Origin of the sequence: Campylobacter subantarcticus LMG 24377, from assembly GCF_000816305.1 — a bacterium.
Classification (GTDB): Bacteria; Campylobacterota; Campylobacteria; order Campylobacterales; family Campylobacteraceae; genus Campylobacter_D; species Campylobacter_D subantarcticus.
Genome location: NZ_CP007773.1, coordinates 321,739 through 340,115 on the forward strand (window position 1 = coordinate 321,739; position 18,377 = coordinate 340,115).

The 18,377-nt window shown below is 30.4% G+C and carries 14 protein-coding genes and 3 pseudogenes; 11 read left to right on the plus strand and 6 right to left on the minus strand.

Translation table 11 applies throughout. The annotated features are described in order from the left end of the window. Positions 1 to 164: 164 nt before the first annotated feature. Together rrpA and CSUB8523_RS01755 are read left to right on the plus strand one after the other, a co-directional pair. A pseudogene (gene rrpA / locus CSUB8523_RS01750) lies at positions 165 to 502 on the plus strand (MarR family transcription factor RrpA). Further along, a complete protein-coding gene (locus CSUB8523_RS01755) occupies positions 499 to 951 on the plus strand; it encodes a lipocalin family protein (RefSeq protein WP_039662877.1) in 453 nt (150 codons plus the stop codon). The pseudogene rrpA and the gene CSUB8523_RS01755 overlap by 4 nt, the downstream one beginning before the upstream one ends. Here the strand turns inward: CSUB8523_RS01755 and CSUB8523_RS01760 are convergent. Both CSUB8523_RS01760 and CSUB8523_RS01765 read right to left on the minus strand, forming a co-directional pair. After that, a complete protein-coding gene (locus CSUB8523_RS01760; protein WP_039662879.1) occupies positions 948 to 2,030 on the minus strand; it encodes an NAD(P)-dependent alcohol dehydrogenase in 1,083 nt (360 codons plus the stop codon). The two genes, CSUB8523_RS01755 and CSUB8523_RS01760, sit on opposite strands and share 4 nt — an antisense overlap. A 57-nt stretch (positions 2,031 to 2,087) precedes the next feature. Then, positions 2,088 to 4,718, minus strand: coding sequence for an AAA domain-containing protein (locus CSUB8523_RS01765; protein WP_043019429.1), 2,631 nt, complete (start codon positions 4,716 to 4,718; stop codon positions 2,088 to 2,090). A 126-nt stretch (positions 4,719 to 4,844) separates the two neighbouring features. Here CSUB8523_RS01765 and hsdR point away from each other — a divergent pair, with 126 nt between their 5' ends. The 7 genes and pseudogenes from hsdR (at position 4,845) to CSUB8523_RS01800 (ending at position 12,595) form a co-directional block, all read left to right on the plus strand. Continuing rightward, positions 4,845 to 7,163: an EcoAI/FtnUII family type I restriction enzme subunit R gene (hsdR, locus tag CSUB8523_RS01770; RefSeq protein ID WP_043019430.1), complete on the plus strand. Its 2,319-nt coding sequence runs from the start codon at positions 4,845 to 4,847 to the stop codon at positions 7,161 to 7,163. Positions 7,164 to 7,196: 33 nt separating this feature from the next. Beyond that, positions 7,197 to 8,174 carry a ComEC/Rec2 family competence protein gene (locus tag CSUB8523_RS01775; RefSeq protein WP_052243646.1) on the plus strand — a complete coding sequence of 326 codons (978 nt, stop codon included), beginning with the start codon at positions 7,197 to 7,199 and terminating at the stop codon, positions 8,172 to 8,174. Continuing rightward, positions 8,167 to 8,745: a hypothetical protein gene (locus tag CSUB8523_RS10130; protein WP_167333018.1), complete on the plus strand. Its 579-nt coding sequence runs from the start codon at positions 8,167 to 8,169 to the stop codon at positions 8,743 to 8,745. Before CSUB8523_RS01775 ends, CSUB8523_RS10130 begins: the two co-directional genes overlap by 8 nt. A gap of 32 nt (positions 8,746 to 8,777) precedes the next feature. Then, a pseudogene (locus CSUB8523_RS01785) lies at positions 8,778 to 9,323 on the plus strand (restriction endonuclease subunit S); the annotation flags it as partial. A 21-nt stretch (positions 9,324 to 9,344) separates the two neighbouring features. Further along, a pseudogene (locus CSUB8523_RS01790) lies at positions 9,345 to 9,911 on the plus strand (restriction endonuclease subunit S); the annotation flags it as partial. Between the two features lie 119 nt (positions 9,912 to 10,030). Further along, positions 10,031 to 11,101 (plus strand): Fic family protein, encoded by a 1,071-nt coding sequence (locus tag CSUB8523_RS01795; protein ID WP_043019432.1) that lies wholly within the window; start codon positions 10,031 to 10,033, stop codon positions 11,099 to 11,101. Next, the gene (locus CSUB8523_RS01800; protein ID WP_043019433.1) at positions 11,102 to 12,595 is read left to right on the plus strand and encodes a class I SAM-dependent DNA methyltransferase; all 1,494 of its coding nucleotides are present in this window, start codon (positions 11,102 to 11,104) and stop codon (positions 12,593 to 12,595) included. Here CSUB8523_RS01800 and CSUB8523_RS01805 read toward each other — a convergent pair. From CSUB8523_RS01805 to CSUB8523_RS01820, 4 genes are read right to left on the minus strand one after another with little or no spacing between them, the layout of a single operon-like run. Beyond that, entirely contained in the window at positions 12,592 to 13,770 is a 1,179-nt protein-coding gene (locus CSUB8523_RS01805; RefSeq protein ID WP_043019434.1) for a molybdopterin molybdotransferase MoeA, read from the minus strand. The two genes, CSUB8523_RS01800 and CSUB8523_RS01805, sit on opposite strands and share 4 nt — an antisense overlap. A 1-nt stretch (position 13,771) precedes the next feature. After that, positions 13,772 to 14,218, minus strand: a complete 447-nt coding sequence (locus CSUB8523_RS01810; RefSeq protein WP_039662899.1) for a molybdopterin synthase catalytic subunit — start codon at positions 14,216 to 14,218, stop codon at positions 13,772 to 13,774. Between the two features lie 3 nt (positions 14,219 to 14,221). Further along, positions 14,222 to 14,443 carry a MoaD/ThiS family protein gene (locus tag CSUB8523_RS01815; protein ID WP_039662900.1) on the minus strand — a complete coding sequence of 74 codons (222 nt, stop codon included), beginning with the start codon at positions 14,441 to 14,443 and terminating at the stop codon, positions 14,222 to 14,224. 10 nt (positions 14,444 to 14,453) lie between these two features. Continuing rightward, positions 14,454 to 15,998, minus strand: coding sequence for a multicopper oxidase family protein (locus CSUB8523_RS01820; RefSeq protein WP_043019435.1), 1,545 nt, complete (start codon positions 15,996 to 15,998; stop codon positions 14,454 to 14,456). A 136-nt stretch (positions 15,999 to 16,134) separates the two neighbouring features. On the opposite strand from CSUB8523_RS01820, the gene nspC reads away from it, so the two are divergent. Both nspC and CSUB8523_RS01830 read left to right on the plus strand, forming a co-directional pair. Further along, positions 16,135 to 17,298, plus strand: a complete 1,164-nt coding sequence (gene nspC, locus CSUB8523_RS01825; protein WP_043019436.1) for a carboxynorspermidine decarboxylase — start codon at positions 16,135 to 16,137, stop codon at positions 17,296 to 17,298. Between the two features lie 126 nt (positions 17,299 to 17,424). Beyond that, positions 17,425 to 18,354 (plus strand): formate dehydrogenase subunit gamma, encoded by a 930-nt coding sequence (locus tag CSUB8523_RS01830; RefSeq protein WP_043019437.1) that lies wholly within the window; start codon positions 17,425 to 17,427, stop codon positions 18,352 to 18,354. The last annotated feature ends 23 nt before the right edge of the window (positions 18,355 to 18,377 follow it).

Sequence of the window (18,377 nt, forward strand, 5' to 3'; positions counted from 1 at the left end):
AGCTTGTGCTTAGTTTTCCTTTGGAGTATCCAAAGTCTTTTGCGCCATTTAATAACGATACTTTTTGCATATTTTTCCTTTTTACGTTTTTTAAAATTATAATTTAACTATAATTTTATTTCAATACTAAAATTTATATAAGATACTATATAAGAGGAAAGTATATGGAAGAAAAGTGCGATTTTGCAGAATGTGGGTTTAACTATACTTTGTCTTTGATTTCGGGAAAGTATAAGATGAGTGTTTTGTATTGTTTATTTCGTTATGAAGTAGTAAGATATAATGAGTTAAAAAGATATCTTGGGGGGGGGGTGGTATTTCTTTTAAGACCTTAACGCATACTTTAAGAGAGCTTGAAAGTGATGATTTGATCATTCGTAAAGAATACCCACAAATTCCACCAAAAGTAGAATACAGACTTTCTAAAAAAGGTCAAAGTTTGATCCCTATCTTACAAGCGATGTGTAGTTGGGGTGAAGTGAATCAAAAGGAAGAAAAATGATAGAATTATTAGATGGTATTGATTTAGAAAAATACATGGGCACATGGCTAGAAATGGCTAGAAAGCCTGCTTTTTTTCAAAAAACTTGTAAAAGCGCTAAAGCAGAATACGAGCTAGAGTATAAAGGTACTACGCCTATAATAAAAGTTAAAAATATATGCAGCAAAGAAAATGGTGAAATTTCGCAAGTAAATGGCAAAGCAAGGGTAAAATCTCCAAGAGCTTTAGCGGTTAAGTTTAGTATATTTATGAATATCTTCAACAAGCCAAATTATGAGATTGTTTACATTGATACAAATTATCAAGTTTCTATCGTAGGTAGTCCTGATAAAAAATACCTTTGGATTTTATCAAGAAAAATTTTAGCAAAAGAGCAGATAAACTCTTTGCTTGAAATAGCCAAGCAAAGAGGTTTTGACACTAGTGATGTGATTTTTGATAAACACTAAAGTGCTTCATTCATGTCGATTACATAGCGGAATTTAGCTTTTCCTGAAGTGAGGTTTTCATAAGCTTTGTCAATCTCACTTGGTTTGATGAGTTCAATCTCAGGGTAAATTCCATGCTCCAAAGAAAAATCAAGCATTTCTTGAGTTTCTTTAATGCCCCCAATCAACGAGCCATATACTTTTTTACCTGCTTTATGTACAAAGTGAATGATGTTAATGTTAGGACTTACTTCATGTGGAGGTAATCCTACAATGGCCATTTCACCACCAAATTTTAATAAATCCATATAAGCTAGCGGATCATAAGGAGTTGGTATGGTAGAGATGATGAGGTCAAATCTTTCTTTTACTACACTTTTGTCTGTACTAGTATAAAAATTACTCACACCCATAGCTAGGGCTTGTGCTTTTTTGTTTTCATTTCTTGCAAAAACACTTACTTTTGCACCCATTTTCACAGCATATTTTACTGCCATCATACCAAGTCCACCAAATCCTGCTATAGCTACACTTGAGCCTTTTTTGATATTTGAAAATTTAAGCGGTGAATAGGTAGTAATACCCGCACAAAGTAAAGGCGCTACTTTGTCAAGCGGAACATTTTTTGGTACATTGATAGCAAATTTTTCACTTATTACGATGTTGTTTGAGTAACCTCCATAGGTGTTTTCATTATCATGAAATACATCTTTGCAGTTATATGTGTAGATGGTTTTACCATTTTCACAAAATTGCTCTTGAGATTTTTTGCATGCTTCGCACTCTCCGCATGAGTTTACCATGCACCCAACCCCAGCAAAATCACCCACTTTAAATTTACTTACATTTTCCCCCACTGCGATGACTTCTCCTGCTATTTCATGGCCAGGTACGCAAGGGTAGGTTGCTTCACCCCATTCGCTTCTTGCGGTGTGAATGTCACTATGGCAAATTCCTGCGTATTTGATAGCGATTAAGATGTCGTTTTTACCTACTTTATGGCGTGTAAATTCAAAAGGCGTGAATTTAGAATCTTTGCTAAGCATAGCATAGCCTTTACTTTTAACACGACCATTTTCTAAAAAGATTTTTGAGCTCATTTAATCTCCTTATATGATTTTTATATAAATAATATCTATTTAAGCATTAATAAACGATTATATTAATTCATCTATTTTATCTTTAATTTGTTTTTTTTCACTATTTCCAATTGTGCTTAAACGTAATAAAGAAATATTATATTTTTTAAGAATTGAATTTTTTATTTTATCTCTTTCATATTGTTTGCTGTGAATATTGTGAAAATTGTATCCATCTATTTCAATGGCGAGAATAAGATGTTTATCCATTTCATGGTAAATTAAAAAATCAATATGTGTTAAAGCATTATCGATATATATTTTTTCTGTTGTGTCTAGTAAGGAAGTGTCTTTTATTAATGTGCCAAGGCGAATATGATTAACAACTTTAAAGCTAGGATAATCTTGCAATACCTCTAAAATAGTATGATAAGCTAAATTTTCAGAATCATATAAAGAAATTTTCTTTTTTCCTTTGAGGTATTCTTCTCTCGCACTTTTGTTTGCATCATATAACAAATCGAAAATGGAATTAATCTTACTTTTTACAACTTTAAAATTGTTATATTGTACATAGCGTATGAAATCTGATATATTGCTTTTGGTATCTATAATTTCGGAATTTGTTACTAGATATAAAAATTTTTTAGCTCTAGTGATTGATACATTTAACATCTTTGGATCGTCTATAAAATTGCTTGGCTTGTTATCGACAAGACTGATGATAATCCCATCTTTTTCTCTTCCTTGAAATTTGTGTATAGTATCTACTTGAATATTCTTATCAAGATGTAATTTAAGTTCATCTTTTTGGTTATTGTAAGGAGAAATAATTCCTAAATTTTTAAGCTCTATTTTTGTATTTAATTCAGGAATAATTTCCTCTTTTATAATTTCTATTTCTCTAAGGTTGCAGTTGTTTTTTGCATGATTACCTGCTTGTGTTAATATCACTTTAATTGCGTCGTTTTGATTATTATCTTCAGAGAAAATAAGCAGCTCATTGTTGTAAAATTTTTTGTTACAAAAACCAATTATTTTAGGATGACATCGATAATGTTCTCTCAATAAAATTTTTGGAGAGTTATGAAAAATTTTACACACTGAATCTAAGAAACTATGTGTTAAGTAATTATATTCCTCTTTGACATTAAATTGCTTGTTAAAATTTTTAACTTTCTCTAAAATTTTTGAATCCACAATATATGATAATTGCTTTTTGTCTCCTACGATAACAGCATTTTTTGCAATACTTAGGGCTAATGCTCCAGTTACAATATCTACTTGAGAACTTTCATCTACGATAATATAGTCAAACAAGTTATTTTTCATATTTAATGAGTTTATGATAGAGTGAGTTGTGCTAAATATGATAGGGTATTGTCTTAAGAATTCATCGACATTTGTATTTAAATCTTCAAGAGTGAAAATTTTTCTTTTATTTTGATATTTTGAGATTAGATAATTTTTTAGGAATTTAGTAGAGCTATTTTGTAAATTTTTAATTTTATTTTCGTAATCTAATTGCACAAGTTTGTTTTTGTGTGCTTGGATATTATTTTTTAGTTCATTAATTGAATTGATGTAAAAATAAGATTCTAATGTTTGTAAAATTACTTCCTTTTTATTTTTAAAAAAACTAAAATTTGCAATACCATCTAATAAAATAATTTTTATTTTGTGGAAAAATGAAATGTATTGTAATTCTTCTAAATAGACTTTTACTTTTAGTAATTTTTTTGATGAAAAATTTAAGAATTTTTTATTTTGTATAGCATTGAAAAAATTTGTATATTTTTTTTGAGTTTTAAATTCTTCTAAAAGTTCTTTGTCTTTAGCTAATTTATTTTGCAAGATGAATATTTCTTGTATATCTTGATTTAATTGATTTATAATATTAGATGATATGGTGTTATCTTTGAAAGTATCAAAATTTTGCGGTAATTGGGGCTGGTTGTTAATAAAATTTTGTTTATTATCTGCTTTTCCTAGAGTGGCACAAAGAAAATCTAGATTATAGTTTTTTAATTTTTCAAAAACATTTTGTGTGGCTTCATTGTTATTAGAAACTACTGCAACATTTTTTCCTTGTGCGATAAGATTAGCGATGATATTTAAAATAGTTTGTGTTTTTCCAGTTCCTGGTGGTCCTTCTATAATGCTAACTTGCGAATTTAAGGCATTTTTAACGGCTTGATATTGAGATTGATTTGTTCCAAATGGAAATAATAAAAAATCTCCATTGTATGATAAGGTGCTGGCATTTTGTGTTAAGTAAGCGTGTAATGCAGAATATTTGTTGATATTTTTAATTTTTTTGTAAGATCTTTCAATTATAGATTTTTCATTATCTTGTATAATCATTTCTGTTGCAATACTTTGATAATAGTTAAAAATATTATTATTTATATGTGAGCTTTGTGATAAAGGAGGTAAAATCAATTCTACGCTATCGTCATTATAAAATATTTTATAATAGCAATCAAATTGTAAAATAAATTTTATATTGCAAAAAATAATTTCATTTATTTGATTAGCATTTATTTTTTTAGGATTGTCGTAAATTTTACAAGTATTAATATTATAGTTATAAATTTTCTCTGATGTATTAAATTTAATTGATACTGTTTGCTCACATTTTTCAAATGAACAAATTTTACTTGTTTCATCTTTATCTTTAATAATTATTAAGTATTTTTCTATATTCATTTTATTCCATAAGTATAAAAGTATTTTTATAATTTATTTTAACTAAAATTTCTTTTTATTTAATTTTAAAATAAGTTATACTTACAATATTATAACAAATTAATATTTTTAAAAACTAAGGAAACTATGAAAAATAGATTATTTTCAGAAGATGATACTAGAGTTAAACTCATAGATGTAAAACTTCACGCTAGCTCTTGGAGTGAAGAAAATATCATAAGAAATTATTATTTTACTGATAGGCGTAAGCTTATAGGAAATAAAAGAGGCGAAAGAAAATTTGCAGATTATTTGTTGAAATTTCAAAACAATAATCTTGCTATCATAGAAGCTAAAAAACAAAGCAAAGATCCTTTAGATGGCTTGTCTCAAGGCATAGAATATGCCAGAATTTTAAACGTAGCATTTGTATACAGCACTAATGGCGATAAAATTTATGAATACAACTTAAAAACTTCAAGCGGTGAGTACATAGAAAAATTTCCAACCCCAAGTGAGCTTTTTACTAGGATTTATGGAAATTTAAAAGAATGGCAACACAAGCTTTTATCGCAGCGAGAATTATACATACCCCAAAAAGAATTAAGATATTATCAAAAGATCGCAGTTGATAAAGTCATAGAAGCTTTGATCAACGGTAAAAATAGAATTTTACTCACTCTTGCTACAGGTACAGGTAAAACCACCATAGCTTTTGCTTTGTGTTATCGTTTGCTTGAAGCTAGGTGGAATAAAACAAATCAAGACAAAAAACCTAAGATATTATTTTTATGTGATAGAGTGAGTTTAAGAGATCAAGCTTTAGGAGAGTTTAATCCTATAGAGGGCGATTGCGTGGCAGTGAGTGCGCAAGAGTTGAGAAAAAATAATGGCAGAGTGCCTACAAGTGCAAATGTGTTTTTTGGAATTTATCAAAGTCTAGCTTCAAATTCAAAAGAACAAGAAAATGCTAATGAAGAACAAGAAAGCAAATTCTACTTACAATACCCCAAAGACTTTTTTGATCTTATCATCATCGATGAATGCCACAGAGGTGGAGCGAATGAAGAAGGTAGCTGGGCAGGGGTGCTAGAGTACTTTTCATCGGCTACGCATTTAGGGCTTACTGCTACACCTAAAAAAAGCGATAATGTAGATACTTATAGATATTTTGGTGAGAGTGTATATGAGTATAGTCTTAAAGATGGCATAGAAGATGGCTTTTTAACTCCTTATAAAGTTAAGCGTGTCACGACTACGCTTAGTGAAGGCTATGTGTACAACCCTGATGATATCATAGAAGGTGAGTTAGAAAAAGGCTTTTACAAGATCAATGAATTTGAAAGAAATATTCACTTACCTCAATACAACGATTTTCTAGCTAAAGAAATTTTAAAGCTCATCAACCCTATGGACAAAACCATCATCTTTTGTGCTAACCAAGCCCATGCAAGTGAAGTAAAAAGAGCCATTGATAAATTTAAAAGTGTAAAAAGAGATGACTACTGCGTGAGGGTTACAAGTGATGAGGGTAAAATAGGGCTTGAGTACTTAAAGCAGTTTCAAGATAATGACAAAAGCTATCCTGTGATACTCACTAGTTCTAAAATGCTAACCACAGGAGTAGATGCTAGAAATGTCCGCAACATAGTGCTTTTGGCAAATATAGGTTCTATCATAGAATTTAAGCAAATCATCGGAAGAGGCACTAGGGTGTATGAGGGAAAAGACTTTTTTACTATACTAGATTTTACCGGAGTAACAAGACTTTTTTATGATCCTAAATGGGATGGCGAGCAGATCAAAGATGAAGAAAAAACCGAAGTAAAAACTATACAAAACAAAAGAGAGCAAAGCAACCCTAAAGAAGCAACCAAGCAAAAAGAAGTCACCGTGCATTTAAAAGGCACAAAACTAAAAGTGCTTGATATAACGACAAGCTACATAGGAGATAGCGACAAGCCACTTAGTACAAAAGAATTTTTGGAATTTTTAGTAGGAAAGCTAGCAGAATTTTATAACGATGAGACAAGGTTACGCGAGATTTGGAGTAACCAAGCAAGCAGGAAAGAATTTTTACAAAAACTTGAAAAAGACCGCATAAGCGAGCAGGTTTTGGAAGAATTGACAGTGATTTTTGAGCAAAAAGACTGCGATGTGTATGATGTGCTAGCACACTTAAGCTTTAACAGCGAGATAAAAACACGCCATGAACGCGTGCTAAATGTAAAAAATAGTACATTTTTAAAACGCTTCCAAAAAGAAAAAGCTTTAAGGCTTGTGGAATTTTTACTAGATAGGTATCAAGAGTATGGTATAAAAGACTTTGATAGTGGGTTAAAAACACTTATAGATCTTAGCTCTTTAGGTAGTGTAAAAGAGCTAGTGAGTGAATTTGAAGGTATGGAGAATTTAAAACAATGCATTGATGATTTACAAAGAGAGATTTATGTAAATAATATATAATATTAATTAAATATAATCAAAGAGGAGAAAGTTATGAGTTGTACAATTCATTTTTTAAATGTGAAAGATGGTGATTGCACTATTATACAACACGAAACAGAAAGAGTTAGTGTTATTGATATCTGTAATGGGAATGAAAAGCAAAAATATAATTTTTGTTCGGAAGCTAATTTTAATATGAGAGAGAATTCTATTAATCCTATTACATATCTAGAAAATTTAAATATAAAAAATATATTTAGATTTATACTAACACATCCTGACATGGATCATTTGGATGGTCTTGAAAATCTTTTTACTAAATTTACGGTTGTAAATTTTTGGGATACAGGACACAAGAAAGATATGAGAGAATTCAAAAATAGTAAATATAAAGAAACAGACTGGGAGTATTATCTTAAGGTACGAAAAAGTTGTGAAAATCCTAAAGTTTTACAATATTATTTAGGTTGTGAATATGATTATTTTATGAAAGATGGATTAGAAATAATTTCTCCTAATAAAATCCTAGAAAAAGAAATTTTAAATAGTAAAAATCCAAATTGGAATGAAATTTCTTATGTTATTTTACATACTATTTACGATAGAAAAATTTTATATTGCGGAGATAGTGAAGATTTAGCTTGGAAATACATTTTAAATAATAAAGAATTGCATAAGAAAATAAAAGATATTGATATTTTAATAGCACCTCATCATGGAAGAAAAACAGGTGGAGATAAAGAAAATATTTTTTTAAATGAATTGAATCCCAAATTAGTTTTATTTGGAAATACATCAGATTCAAAACATAAAAATTATCAAGCATTTAATAATAGAAAAATTCCGATATTAACTAATAATGAAGCTGGTAATATCATTATGGAAATTAATAATAAAGAAATTTCTATAAAAACAGAAAATGATATTAATGGTATTATAACTGCTAAAAACTATAGTGATGGCGCCAAACGCATAAAAAAAATAAAAGAAAACTATAAAATAATATTTAAAGGTTTTAACTATGAATGACTTTAAAAATTTTCTTGGCACATATAATATTTGTGCCAGATTTACACCTGGATTTCTATGTTTATTGAGTATATATATTTTACTTGGTTTTGATATTGAGAAATTAGAGACAAATAGTATTGCTTATATTAGTATATTTGTTATTTTATCGTCTATATTGGGATTTTTATCAGGTTCTATTGTGAAAATAATAGAACAAAAAATATGGAAATATTGCGGGAATCCAACAATTAATTATTTAAAAAATAATGAAAAAGATTTGTATGAAAGAATAAGTGAAAAAATTAAAAATGATAAAGATATAATGACTTGTATTTTAAAAACTACAAGAGATGATACTAAGTTATTTTGGAAAAGTGTAAGCTATGGTTTTTTTAGAAATTCTATACTTTTATCGCTATTACTTTTATATTTTTCATATAAAACTGATTATTTTTTATGGATTTTAGCTATTTGTGTTTTTATTATATTTACTACTTTCATAATGAGCAGGTATTATGCACAACAAGCTATAGAAAGTTATAAGGAAATTACGATGGAAAATGATATATGTCAAAATTTGCAAAAGTAAAATTAAAAAATTGTGCAACTTTTATAAATGGTATGGCTTTTAAACCTATTGATTGGGATGTAAAAGGCTTACCTATTGTTAGAATTCAAAATCTTACAGGAACAAATAAAAATTTTAACTATTATTCTAAAGAATACAATCCTAAATTTGAAATTAATAATGGGGATTTGCTTATTTCTTGGTCTGCAAGTTTGGGTGTATTCATATGGAATAATAGCAAAGCTATTTTAAATCAACATATATTTAAAGTTGTATTTGACAAAATAGAAATTAATAAAAAATATTTTTATTTTTGTATTTTAGATATTTTAGAAGAGATGAGTGAAAAAACTCATGGTTCTGCTATGAAACACATAACTAAACGAAATTTTGATAATATCGAAATCCCTCTGCCATCACTCAAAGAGCAAGAAAGGATGGTGGGGGTTTTAGATGAGAGTTTTGCAAAGATAGATGAGAGTATAAAAATTTTAGAGCAAGATTTGCTCAATTTAGATGAGTTAATGCAAAGTGCCTTGCAAAAAGCTTTTAACCCTTTAAAAGATAATACTAAGGAAAACTACAAACTCCCACAAGGTTAGGAATGGAAAAGCTTAGGGGAAATTTGCGAAATTAATCCTAGAAATAAAATTGATGATGAAATAAATGTATCTTTTGTATCTATGAATAAAATTTTAGATGGATATAGTAATGAATTTTCTTATGCAATCAAAAAATGGAAAGATGTTAAAAATGGCTTTACACATTTTAAGCAAGGAGATGTTGGTTTGGCTAAAATTACTCCTTGTTTTGAAAATAAAAAGTCTGTGATTTTTGATGACCTTGAAAATGGTGTTGGTGCTGGTACAACAGAATTACATGTTATTAGAGCAGTTGATAATGCTATATCTAAATTTTTATTGTGGTTTTTTAAAACAGAGAAATTTATTCAAAATGGTATTTTAAATATGACAGGTGCTACAGGACATAAAAGAATTCCTAAAGATTTTATTAAAAATTTACAAATCCCACTACCCCCACTCAAAGAACAAGAGCAAATCGCTTCACATTTAGATGAGCTTTCTTCTCATGTAAAAAATTTAAAGCAAAACTATCAAGCACAGATAAAAAATCTACAAGAGCTTAAAAAGTCCTTGCTAGATAAAGCTTTTCATGGAAGATTATAAATGTTAAAATTTTTATCAAATTTTAACATATGGTCTAGATATGTTAAAAATTTTTGATTTTTTTAACATATTTTTTATAATGTTAAAAATTTTAAAAAATTTTAACATATGGAAAAATTATGAAAGAATTCATACCACCAAAACTTCCTTTAGATATAGAATTAAATGCAAATATTTATGGTCTCATCATTAGGGCTTCGAGAAAATTAGCGGAGTTAAATGGACTTAGCAAAAGCATGCCTAATCCAAATATATTAATCAATGCTTTGATCTTGCAAGAAGCTAAAGATTCTAGCGAGATAGAAAATATTATTACCACTCACGATGAACTTTTTTTATCTCAAATCGATGAAAGTAAACTTACAAGAGCGGCAAAAGAAGTGAAAGACTATGAAAATGCTTTAAAAAAAGGATATGAGCTTTTAAAAAAAGAGCAATTATTAAGAAATGCACATATTTTAGAAATTCAAAAAAGACTAGAAAGAAATAATGCAGGTTTTAGAAAACAAAGCGGAACTACACTGATAAATCCTACCACAGGAGAAATCAAACGCACGCCCCCGCAAAATCCTAGTGACATACAAGAACTTATGGGAAATTTGGAGCGATACATCAACGATGATACTTTAGATGAACTTGATTTTTTGGTAAAAATGGCAATCATTCATTATCAGTTTGAAAGCATACATCCATTTTACGATGGTAATGGTAGAACAGGCAGGATTATCAATATACTTTATTTGGTTTATAAAGGCTTGCTTGATTTGCCTATCTTGTATTTAAGCGCTTATATAGTAAATAACAAAGAAGAGTATTATAATCTTTTACAAAATGTACGTGATGAAGGTGCAATTTTGGAATGGATAAAATACATACTCAAAGGTGTAGAGCAAACTGCTATAAAAACGATAAAAACCATTACTATAATAGAAAAAATGATGTCTAATGTAGGTGAAATTTTGCAAAATAAAACGAATTTTTACAGCAAAGACTTTGTGGAGCTTTTGTTTTCTCATCCTTATACAAAGATAGACTTTTTGATAAATAAATTAGATATTTCTAGGCAAAGTGCTTCAAAATACCTTAAAATTTGTGAAAATTTAGGGGTGCTAGAGTGCATTAAAATGGGTAGAAATAATTATTATATTAATATAGAGCTTTTAAGACTTTTTAGAAAGGGAATTTTTTAAATGCAAAGTAAAATCGATAAAATCACAGATATTCTAAGAAGAGATGATGGCATAAGCGGTGCTATGCATTATAGTGAGCAGATTAGTTGGGTGCTTTTTTTGAAATTTTTAGATGATTATGAAGAAGAGTTAAAGTTAGAAGCTGAGCTAGATGAAAAGCCTTATAAGGCTATTTTGCAAGAAAAATTCAGTTGGAGAGCTTGGGCAGCACCTAAAACAAGTGAAGGAAAGCTTGATGTAAAAAATGCTTTAAGTGGAAGCGATTTGCTAAGCTTTGTGAATGATGAGCTTTTTCCATACCTAAAAAGTTTTAAAGATAATGAAAATTTCAAAAGCATAGAGTATAAGATAGGCGGAATTTTTGAATTTATAGACAACCGCATAGCTAATGGCCATACTTTAAGAGAAGTTATAAATTTAGTCGATGAGCTAAGTTTTAGCAAAGAAAGTGATGTATTTGCTTTAGGTGAGGTTTATGAAAAGCTTTTAAAAGACATGGGAAGCGATGGGGGAAATAGTGGGGAGTTTTATACCCCAAGACCTTTGGTTAGAGCCATGGTGGAGGTGCTAGACCCTAAAGCAAAAGAGAGAATTAATGATCCTGCGTGTGGGAGTTGTGGGTTTTTAGTAGAGAGTTTTTTGCATATTCTTTATGAAGATAGGGAAAAAAAGAAAAAAGCAAATTTAAGTGTGGAAGAACTTGAATTTTTACAAAATGATGCCTTGTTTGGTAAAGAAAAAACTCCGCTAAGTTATGCAATGGGTGTGATGAATATGATCTTACATGAGGTTAAGTCCCCAAATATCATCAAAACCAATACTCTAAATAAAAAAATCACAGACATAACTGAAAATGAAAAATACGAAGTGATTTTGGCAAATCCTCCTTTTGGTGGTAAAGAAAAAGATCAAATTCAAAATAACTTTCCTGTAAAATCAAATGCTACCGAGCTTTTGTTTTTACAGCATATTTTAAAGTCTTTGAAAAACAATGGAAGGTGTGCCATAGTAGTGCCTGAAGGAGTGCTTTTTCAAAATTCAAATGCCTTTGTGAGTGTAAAAAAAGACTTGCTAGAAAATTTTAATCTTGAATGTGTTTTAAGCTTGCCAAGTGGGGTGTTTTTGCCTTATAGTGCGGTAAAAACTAATGTGCTTTTTTTCTCTAAAGGACAAAGAAGCATTTGTGGTGAAAATGATGAAAGTGTATATTACTATGAGCTTGTGCCTCCTTTTAAATTGACCAAAAACAAACCTTTAGAATACACGCATTTGCAAGAATTTTTAAAATGTTATAAAGAAAGAAAAATCACGGCTAATTCTTATTTGGTAAGTAAAAAAGAACTTGAAGAAAGAAATTATGATTTAAGTGCTAAAAACCCAAACGTAAAAGAAGAAAAAACTTTGCGTGAAGTAGAGGAAATTTTAAGCGAGTTAGAGCAAAATCAAAAACAAGCAAAAATGCTTTTTGAAAAAATTCAAAAAGCACTTGTTTAAGGCATAAAAATTATATTAACCAAATCATTTTCTTTTATATCATCATGTGCTATCATAAGTGCAGCTTTATGGTTAAGGTTGTTGATGATGGCACTTGAGCCTTGCTTTTTGTTTAAATTGGCATAAATTTTTCCATCTTTAAATTCTACATTACAAGCTACAAATTCTAAATGCGAACTTTTTTTCTTATAGTCAGTATTTGCAAATGCTTTAAATACATAGTCTTTTTCTTGTAAAAGCCAAGCATTTAAAAGTTCTCTTACATATAAGTTAAACATTACCATAGCCGAGTATGGAAAACCCGGTAGAGCAAAGATAAATTTATCTTCAAATTTGGCTATTTTGATGTGTTTGCCAGGTTTTACATCGACTTTGTCTATGATGACTTCATACTCTTTAACAGCTTGTTTTAAAAAGTCAAAATCCCCCATGGAAACCCCACCGGTGGTAACTAAAATATCACATGCATTAAGTGCTTGTTTTAAAACACTTGGGGTTTTTTGCATATCATCTTTTAAAAGTGGAAAAATTCTAGCTTCAGCACCAAGCTTTTTCGCCATATTAGCTATGGCTATATGGTTTGATGAGCGAATTTGTGCAGGGTGTTCTAAGCTTTCGCCTAAGTCTTTGATCTCACTTCCACTGCTTAACACGCCTATGATAGGTTTAGCAAAAACGCAAATATGAAAGTATCCAAGCTCGGCTAAAAGTGCTATCTCGCTATAGCCTAGTTTTGTGCCTTTAGTGAGTAAAATTTCACCCTCGGTGTAACTCTCACCCACCTTTCTCACAGCAAAGCCTTGAGGGACTTTTTCTTTGATGTAAACCACACCGTTTTTAACTTCTACTTTTTCCACGGGTACTAAGGTATCACAACCCTCACTCATTAAAGAACCTGTAAAGGTTTTAACACATTCTTTGCTTTGTATTTTAAAGCTTGGAAAAACTCCCGCAGGTACTTCGCCTATGATAGACAAAGGCTCATCTTGCTCGCTAAATTTGATCGCATAGCCATCCATAGAAGCTGTGGGAAATTGAGGGTTATTGGTAGAAGCTTTGATGTCTATGGCTAAAATTCTATCTAAGCACTGTGTTAAGGCGATGTTTTCTATCTTTTCGTATGCTTTTATATGCGAATGAAGTATATTTAAACTTTGATTATAAGAAGTTAGCATTTTAGTCCTTAGTGCTTAAAATTCCTGCTCCTTGAAGTTTCAAAGAGCGTTCTTTAGCATAAATTTTTTCACCATTGATGATATCATATTTCCATATAGGCGCACTTGCTTTAAAATCTTCTACAAAATCGTTAATCAGCTTAAGTCCTAGTTTTCTTTGTTTGCTTAAAACCCCAGCAAAATAAGAACTCTCATGTACTTTTACCTCGCCGATAGAGTGAGCAAACATCAAGCTTACGTTTTCATTTGCAAGTTTTTGACACCATTTTTCAAACCAAGTTTTCAATAAAGGCTCATATATATCAAAGCTTAAAGCCTCGATTCCATCTTCAGCTCTCACTATACCGCAAAATGTGATCAAAGCTCCGCAGTTTTTGTCTTTAGCGTATTCATACCATCTAGCGTAAATGCTAGGAATTTCCAAAGATCCTTGATGTAATTCAAACATAACTTATCCTCCACAAACCGGCGGAAGCAAGCAGATTTTATCCCCATCTTTTAGGGTGGTTTCATCATCAAAAACCATTTCATCATTTAAAGCAACTGCGCAAAGCTCAAGCCATTCTTTTAAGCTTTCATCTTGCCCTAAAATCACTTTTAATTCTTTTAAGCTTTTTACTTCTAGTTCTAAACTTTCTTTGTTGATTGGCCCTAGAAATTCAACTTTTACCATTTTTTTACCTTTATTCTTTGATTTTTAAAATTCCCATCATTCCAAGATCTTCGTGTTCTAAAATGTGACAGTGAAACATTCTAATGCCGGTGAAATTTTGGCTCATTCTTAGTCTTAGTTCTTCACCAGGTCTTACATTGATTGTATCTTGCAATGCTCTGAATTTTGTTTTTGTTATTTTACCTTTAAATTGAGAAGAAATGAGTTCAAATTGTGTTCCATGTATATGGAAAGGATGATCCATGTGTGAAGAGTTTTTTACCACCCACTCTTCTACCTCGTTTAATTTTGAAGTCAAATCTGTTCTATTCATATCAAATGTTTTACCATTAATCAAAAACATAGAGGCAAGACTTTGTTTGATTTCTTCTTCGCTTTTGTTGCTAATGCCGTGCATTTGCATATGGTCTTCACTCATGATTACTTCTTTAAAGCTTGTAGCTTCTTTTAAAGGTGGAAATTCGCGTAGTTTTTCAGGTATGCTTTCTAAAGTTTTTTCCACTTTAAGATCAGCTAGTGCGAGTGTGTAAGGTTTTTCTTCAACAAGCATTTTATCGCGGTTATAGTAGGTGCTTTCAAGTTTAAAATCACCCTTGCTTGCTTGGATTAGTACTTCCACTCTTGAAGCAGGACTTAAAAACAACTCATCTAATTCAACACCTTTTTCTATAAGTCCCCCATCAGTTCCCACTAAAATAAATTTAGCACCTTGAATGCGTAAATTTAAATACCTTGCCGCGCAAAAATTATAAATACGAATTCTTTGAGCTTTATCAAGTGTTATTTTTGGTTTTAATTGTCCATTGATTAAGACTAAATTTCCTTCTCTACCATTAAGCCAGTCAAATAAATTATTATCAGGAATTTGTGCGTTTTTATCCAAGCGTAGGTCGCTAATCACCCAGTCTTGTTCTTGCAAATGTGACAATGCATCTTTTTTAGCTTTTACTACAAATACCCCTGCTAAGCCTTTATAAACTTGTTTTGCTGTAGTGTAGTGTGGGTGCGGATGGTACCAGTATGTTCCTGCTGAATTTTCTCCAAGTTTGAAACGGTAAATCTTTTCTCGACCAGGCATGATAGGATCATGTGGGTTGCCATCTTGTTCGGGTGGTATATCAAGCCCATGCCAGTGGATGGTTGTTGGCTCTTTTAGATTGTTTTTTACTAAAATTTCAACCGTATCACCCTCATAAACTTCGATTTTAGGCCCTGGTATGGAGCCATTATAGGTAAAGCATTGGGTTTTTTTACCTTTGACAAGCTCTATTTGGCTTTCTTTGATTTCTATGCTAGATCTAAAGAAATTTTTCTTTGTGCTTGTATTTTTTAAAAGTTTTAAATTTGCCAATGCTTCTTTACTAGGAAAGTCTTTTATATCGAGTAGTTGAATGTTTGGATCTTCTAGTTTGATAAAAGAAGTATCGATCTTGTGGGTTTTTTTTGCTGTATGATGTGAATGCATATCATGGTGAGAGTGATCGCTCATTGCATAGGCACTGCTAATACTTGCTAAACCTAAAGCATTCCATTTTAAAAATAATCTTCTATTCATTAAATTTTACCTTAAATAATTTTTGGGTTTAGATTTTGATTATAGCTATTGTTTGATTAATGATTGTAAATTGTAAAAACTAGATATAATTTTATATAAAATTGATGTGTAAATTTAATTATATTAAGGAAAAACAATGTTAATCCAAAATCATCTAGATAAAAATTTTCAAACTCCTGCTTATATTTTAGAAGAAGACAAACTTAGAAAAAATTGTGAACTTTTGGCTAAAGTGAGTGAAGAAAGTGGCGCAAAAGTTTTACTTGCCCTCAAAGGATTTGCGTTTTCAGGTGCTATGGATATAGTGGGCGAGTACTTATCAGGTTGTACTTGTAGCGGGCTTTGGGAGGCTAAATTTGCTAAAGAATACATGGATAAAGAAATTCATACTTTCTCTCCTGCTTTTAAAGATGATGAAATAGATGAAATCATCAATCTTTCACACCATATTGTATTTAATTCTTTTAATCAGTTTAAAAAATTTAAAGATAAAGCAAGTCGTAAATCTCTTGGTTTACGTTGCAATCCAGAGCTTTCAGTCGCACCAAAAGAACTTTATAATCCTTGTGGTAGATTTTCAAGGTTAGGAATTCGCGCAGTTGATTTTAAAAATGAAGACTTAAGTGCTTTAAGTGGGCTTCATTTTCATGCTTTGTGTGAAGAAAGCGCGCATTCTTTAGAGCTTGTGTTAAATGCTTTTGAAGCTAAATTTTCACAATTTATTAAAAATATGAAATGGATTAACTTTGGCGGGGGACATCACATCACAAAAGCGGGTTATGATGTGCAAAAGCTGATTGATCTTTGTAAAAAATTTAGCGATAAATACAGAGTGCAAGTGTATCTTGAGCCAGGTGAAGCTATAGGTTGGCAGTGTGGGACTTTAGTTGCAAGTGTTGTTGATATCGTGGAAAATGAGAAAAAAATAGCTATTTTAGATACTTCAAGTGAAGCTCATATGCCAGATACTATCATCATGCCTTATACTAGTGAAGTTTTAAATGCTAGAATTTTATCAAGTCGCGATGGGGAAAAATATAGCGAGTTAAAAGAAAATGAATTTGCTTATTTGCTCGGTGGCAATACTTGCTTAGCAGGAGATATCATGGGTGAATACGCTTTTGATCAAGAGTTAAAAATAGGGCAAAAAATTGTATTTTTGGATCAAATCCATTATTCTATAGTGAAAAATACTACATTTAATGGAGTAAGACTTCCAAATTTAATGCTTTTGGATAAAAATGAAAAATTATCCATGGTGAGAGAATTTGGCTATGAGAATTATTCAAAAAGAAACTAAAAAATGAGTTTTTTTGTAGTTTTTTAGAAATTTATGTTTTTTAAATAAAACTTTTTTTAAAATAAAAACGGAAACTGAAATTTAACAAAACTACAACGATAATGTTTGTAATATTTAGGAGTATTTATGCATAGAGTTATACTAGCTCTTTTGGCCTGTTTTAGCTTTCTATTTGCTCAAGAAAATTTTGAAGTTAAAAACACTCAAATTTGGGATGTGCAAAGAGTGATGAATATAGAAAGTTATCAGAATTTTGGTGCTTTGTGGACTAAGCTACAAGGTGAATACATCGCAAGTGCTGTTTTGATCATACTCATTGCTGTGATCTCGGCTTTTGCATTGCATTATATGGTAATTGGTCCTAAGAAATTCTCTCATGATGGTAAGAAAATTTATGCTTTTTCGGTCTTTGAAAGATTGTTTCACTTTGTAGCAGCGATCTCTTGGATCATTCTTGTGCCAACGGGTCTTATTATGATTTTTGGATCGTACTTTGGCGGAGGATTTTTTGTAAGATTATGTAAAAATTTGCATGGTATCGCAACGATTTTATTTATTATTTCTATCATTCCTATGTTTTTATGTTGGATCAAAAGAATGCTCCCTGCAAGTTATGATTTAAAATGGATGATGATAGTTGGAGGGTATTTAAGCAAAGAGAAAAAACCTGTACCTGCGGGTAAATTTAATTTTGGTCAAAAGTCATGGTATTATATCGCTGTATTTGGTGGCTTTTTGATGATCACTACGGGTGCTTTTATGTTTTTCCTTGATTTTAATTCTACTTCATTGCAGTCTGTTTTTGGAATTTCTCATATAGATATTTTAAGAGTTTCTGCTATCATTCATAATATTTTGGGAATTTTATGTGCGGTATTTTTTGCTATACATATTTATATGGCTGTATTTGCGATTAAAGGTAGTATACATTCTATGATCAATGGTTATAAAGAGGAAGAAGAAGTTTATATTTTACATCATTATTGGTATAAAGAATTAAGCGAAAAAAAACAAATCAACCCTACTTTTACTTGTGAATTGAAAGCAAAAAAATAATTTTTACCTACTCAAATTTGTAT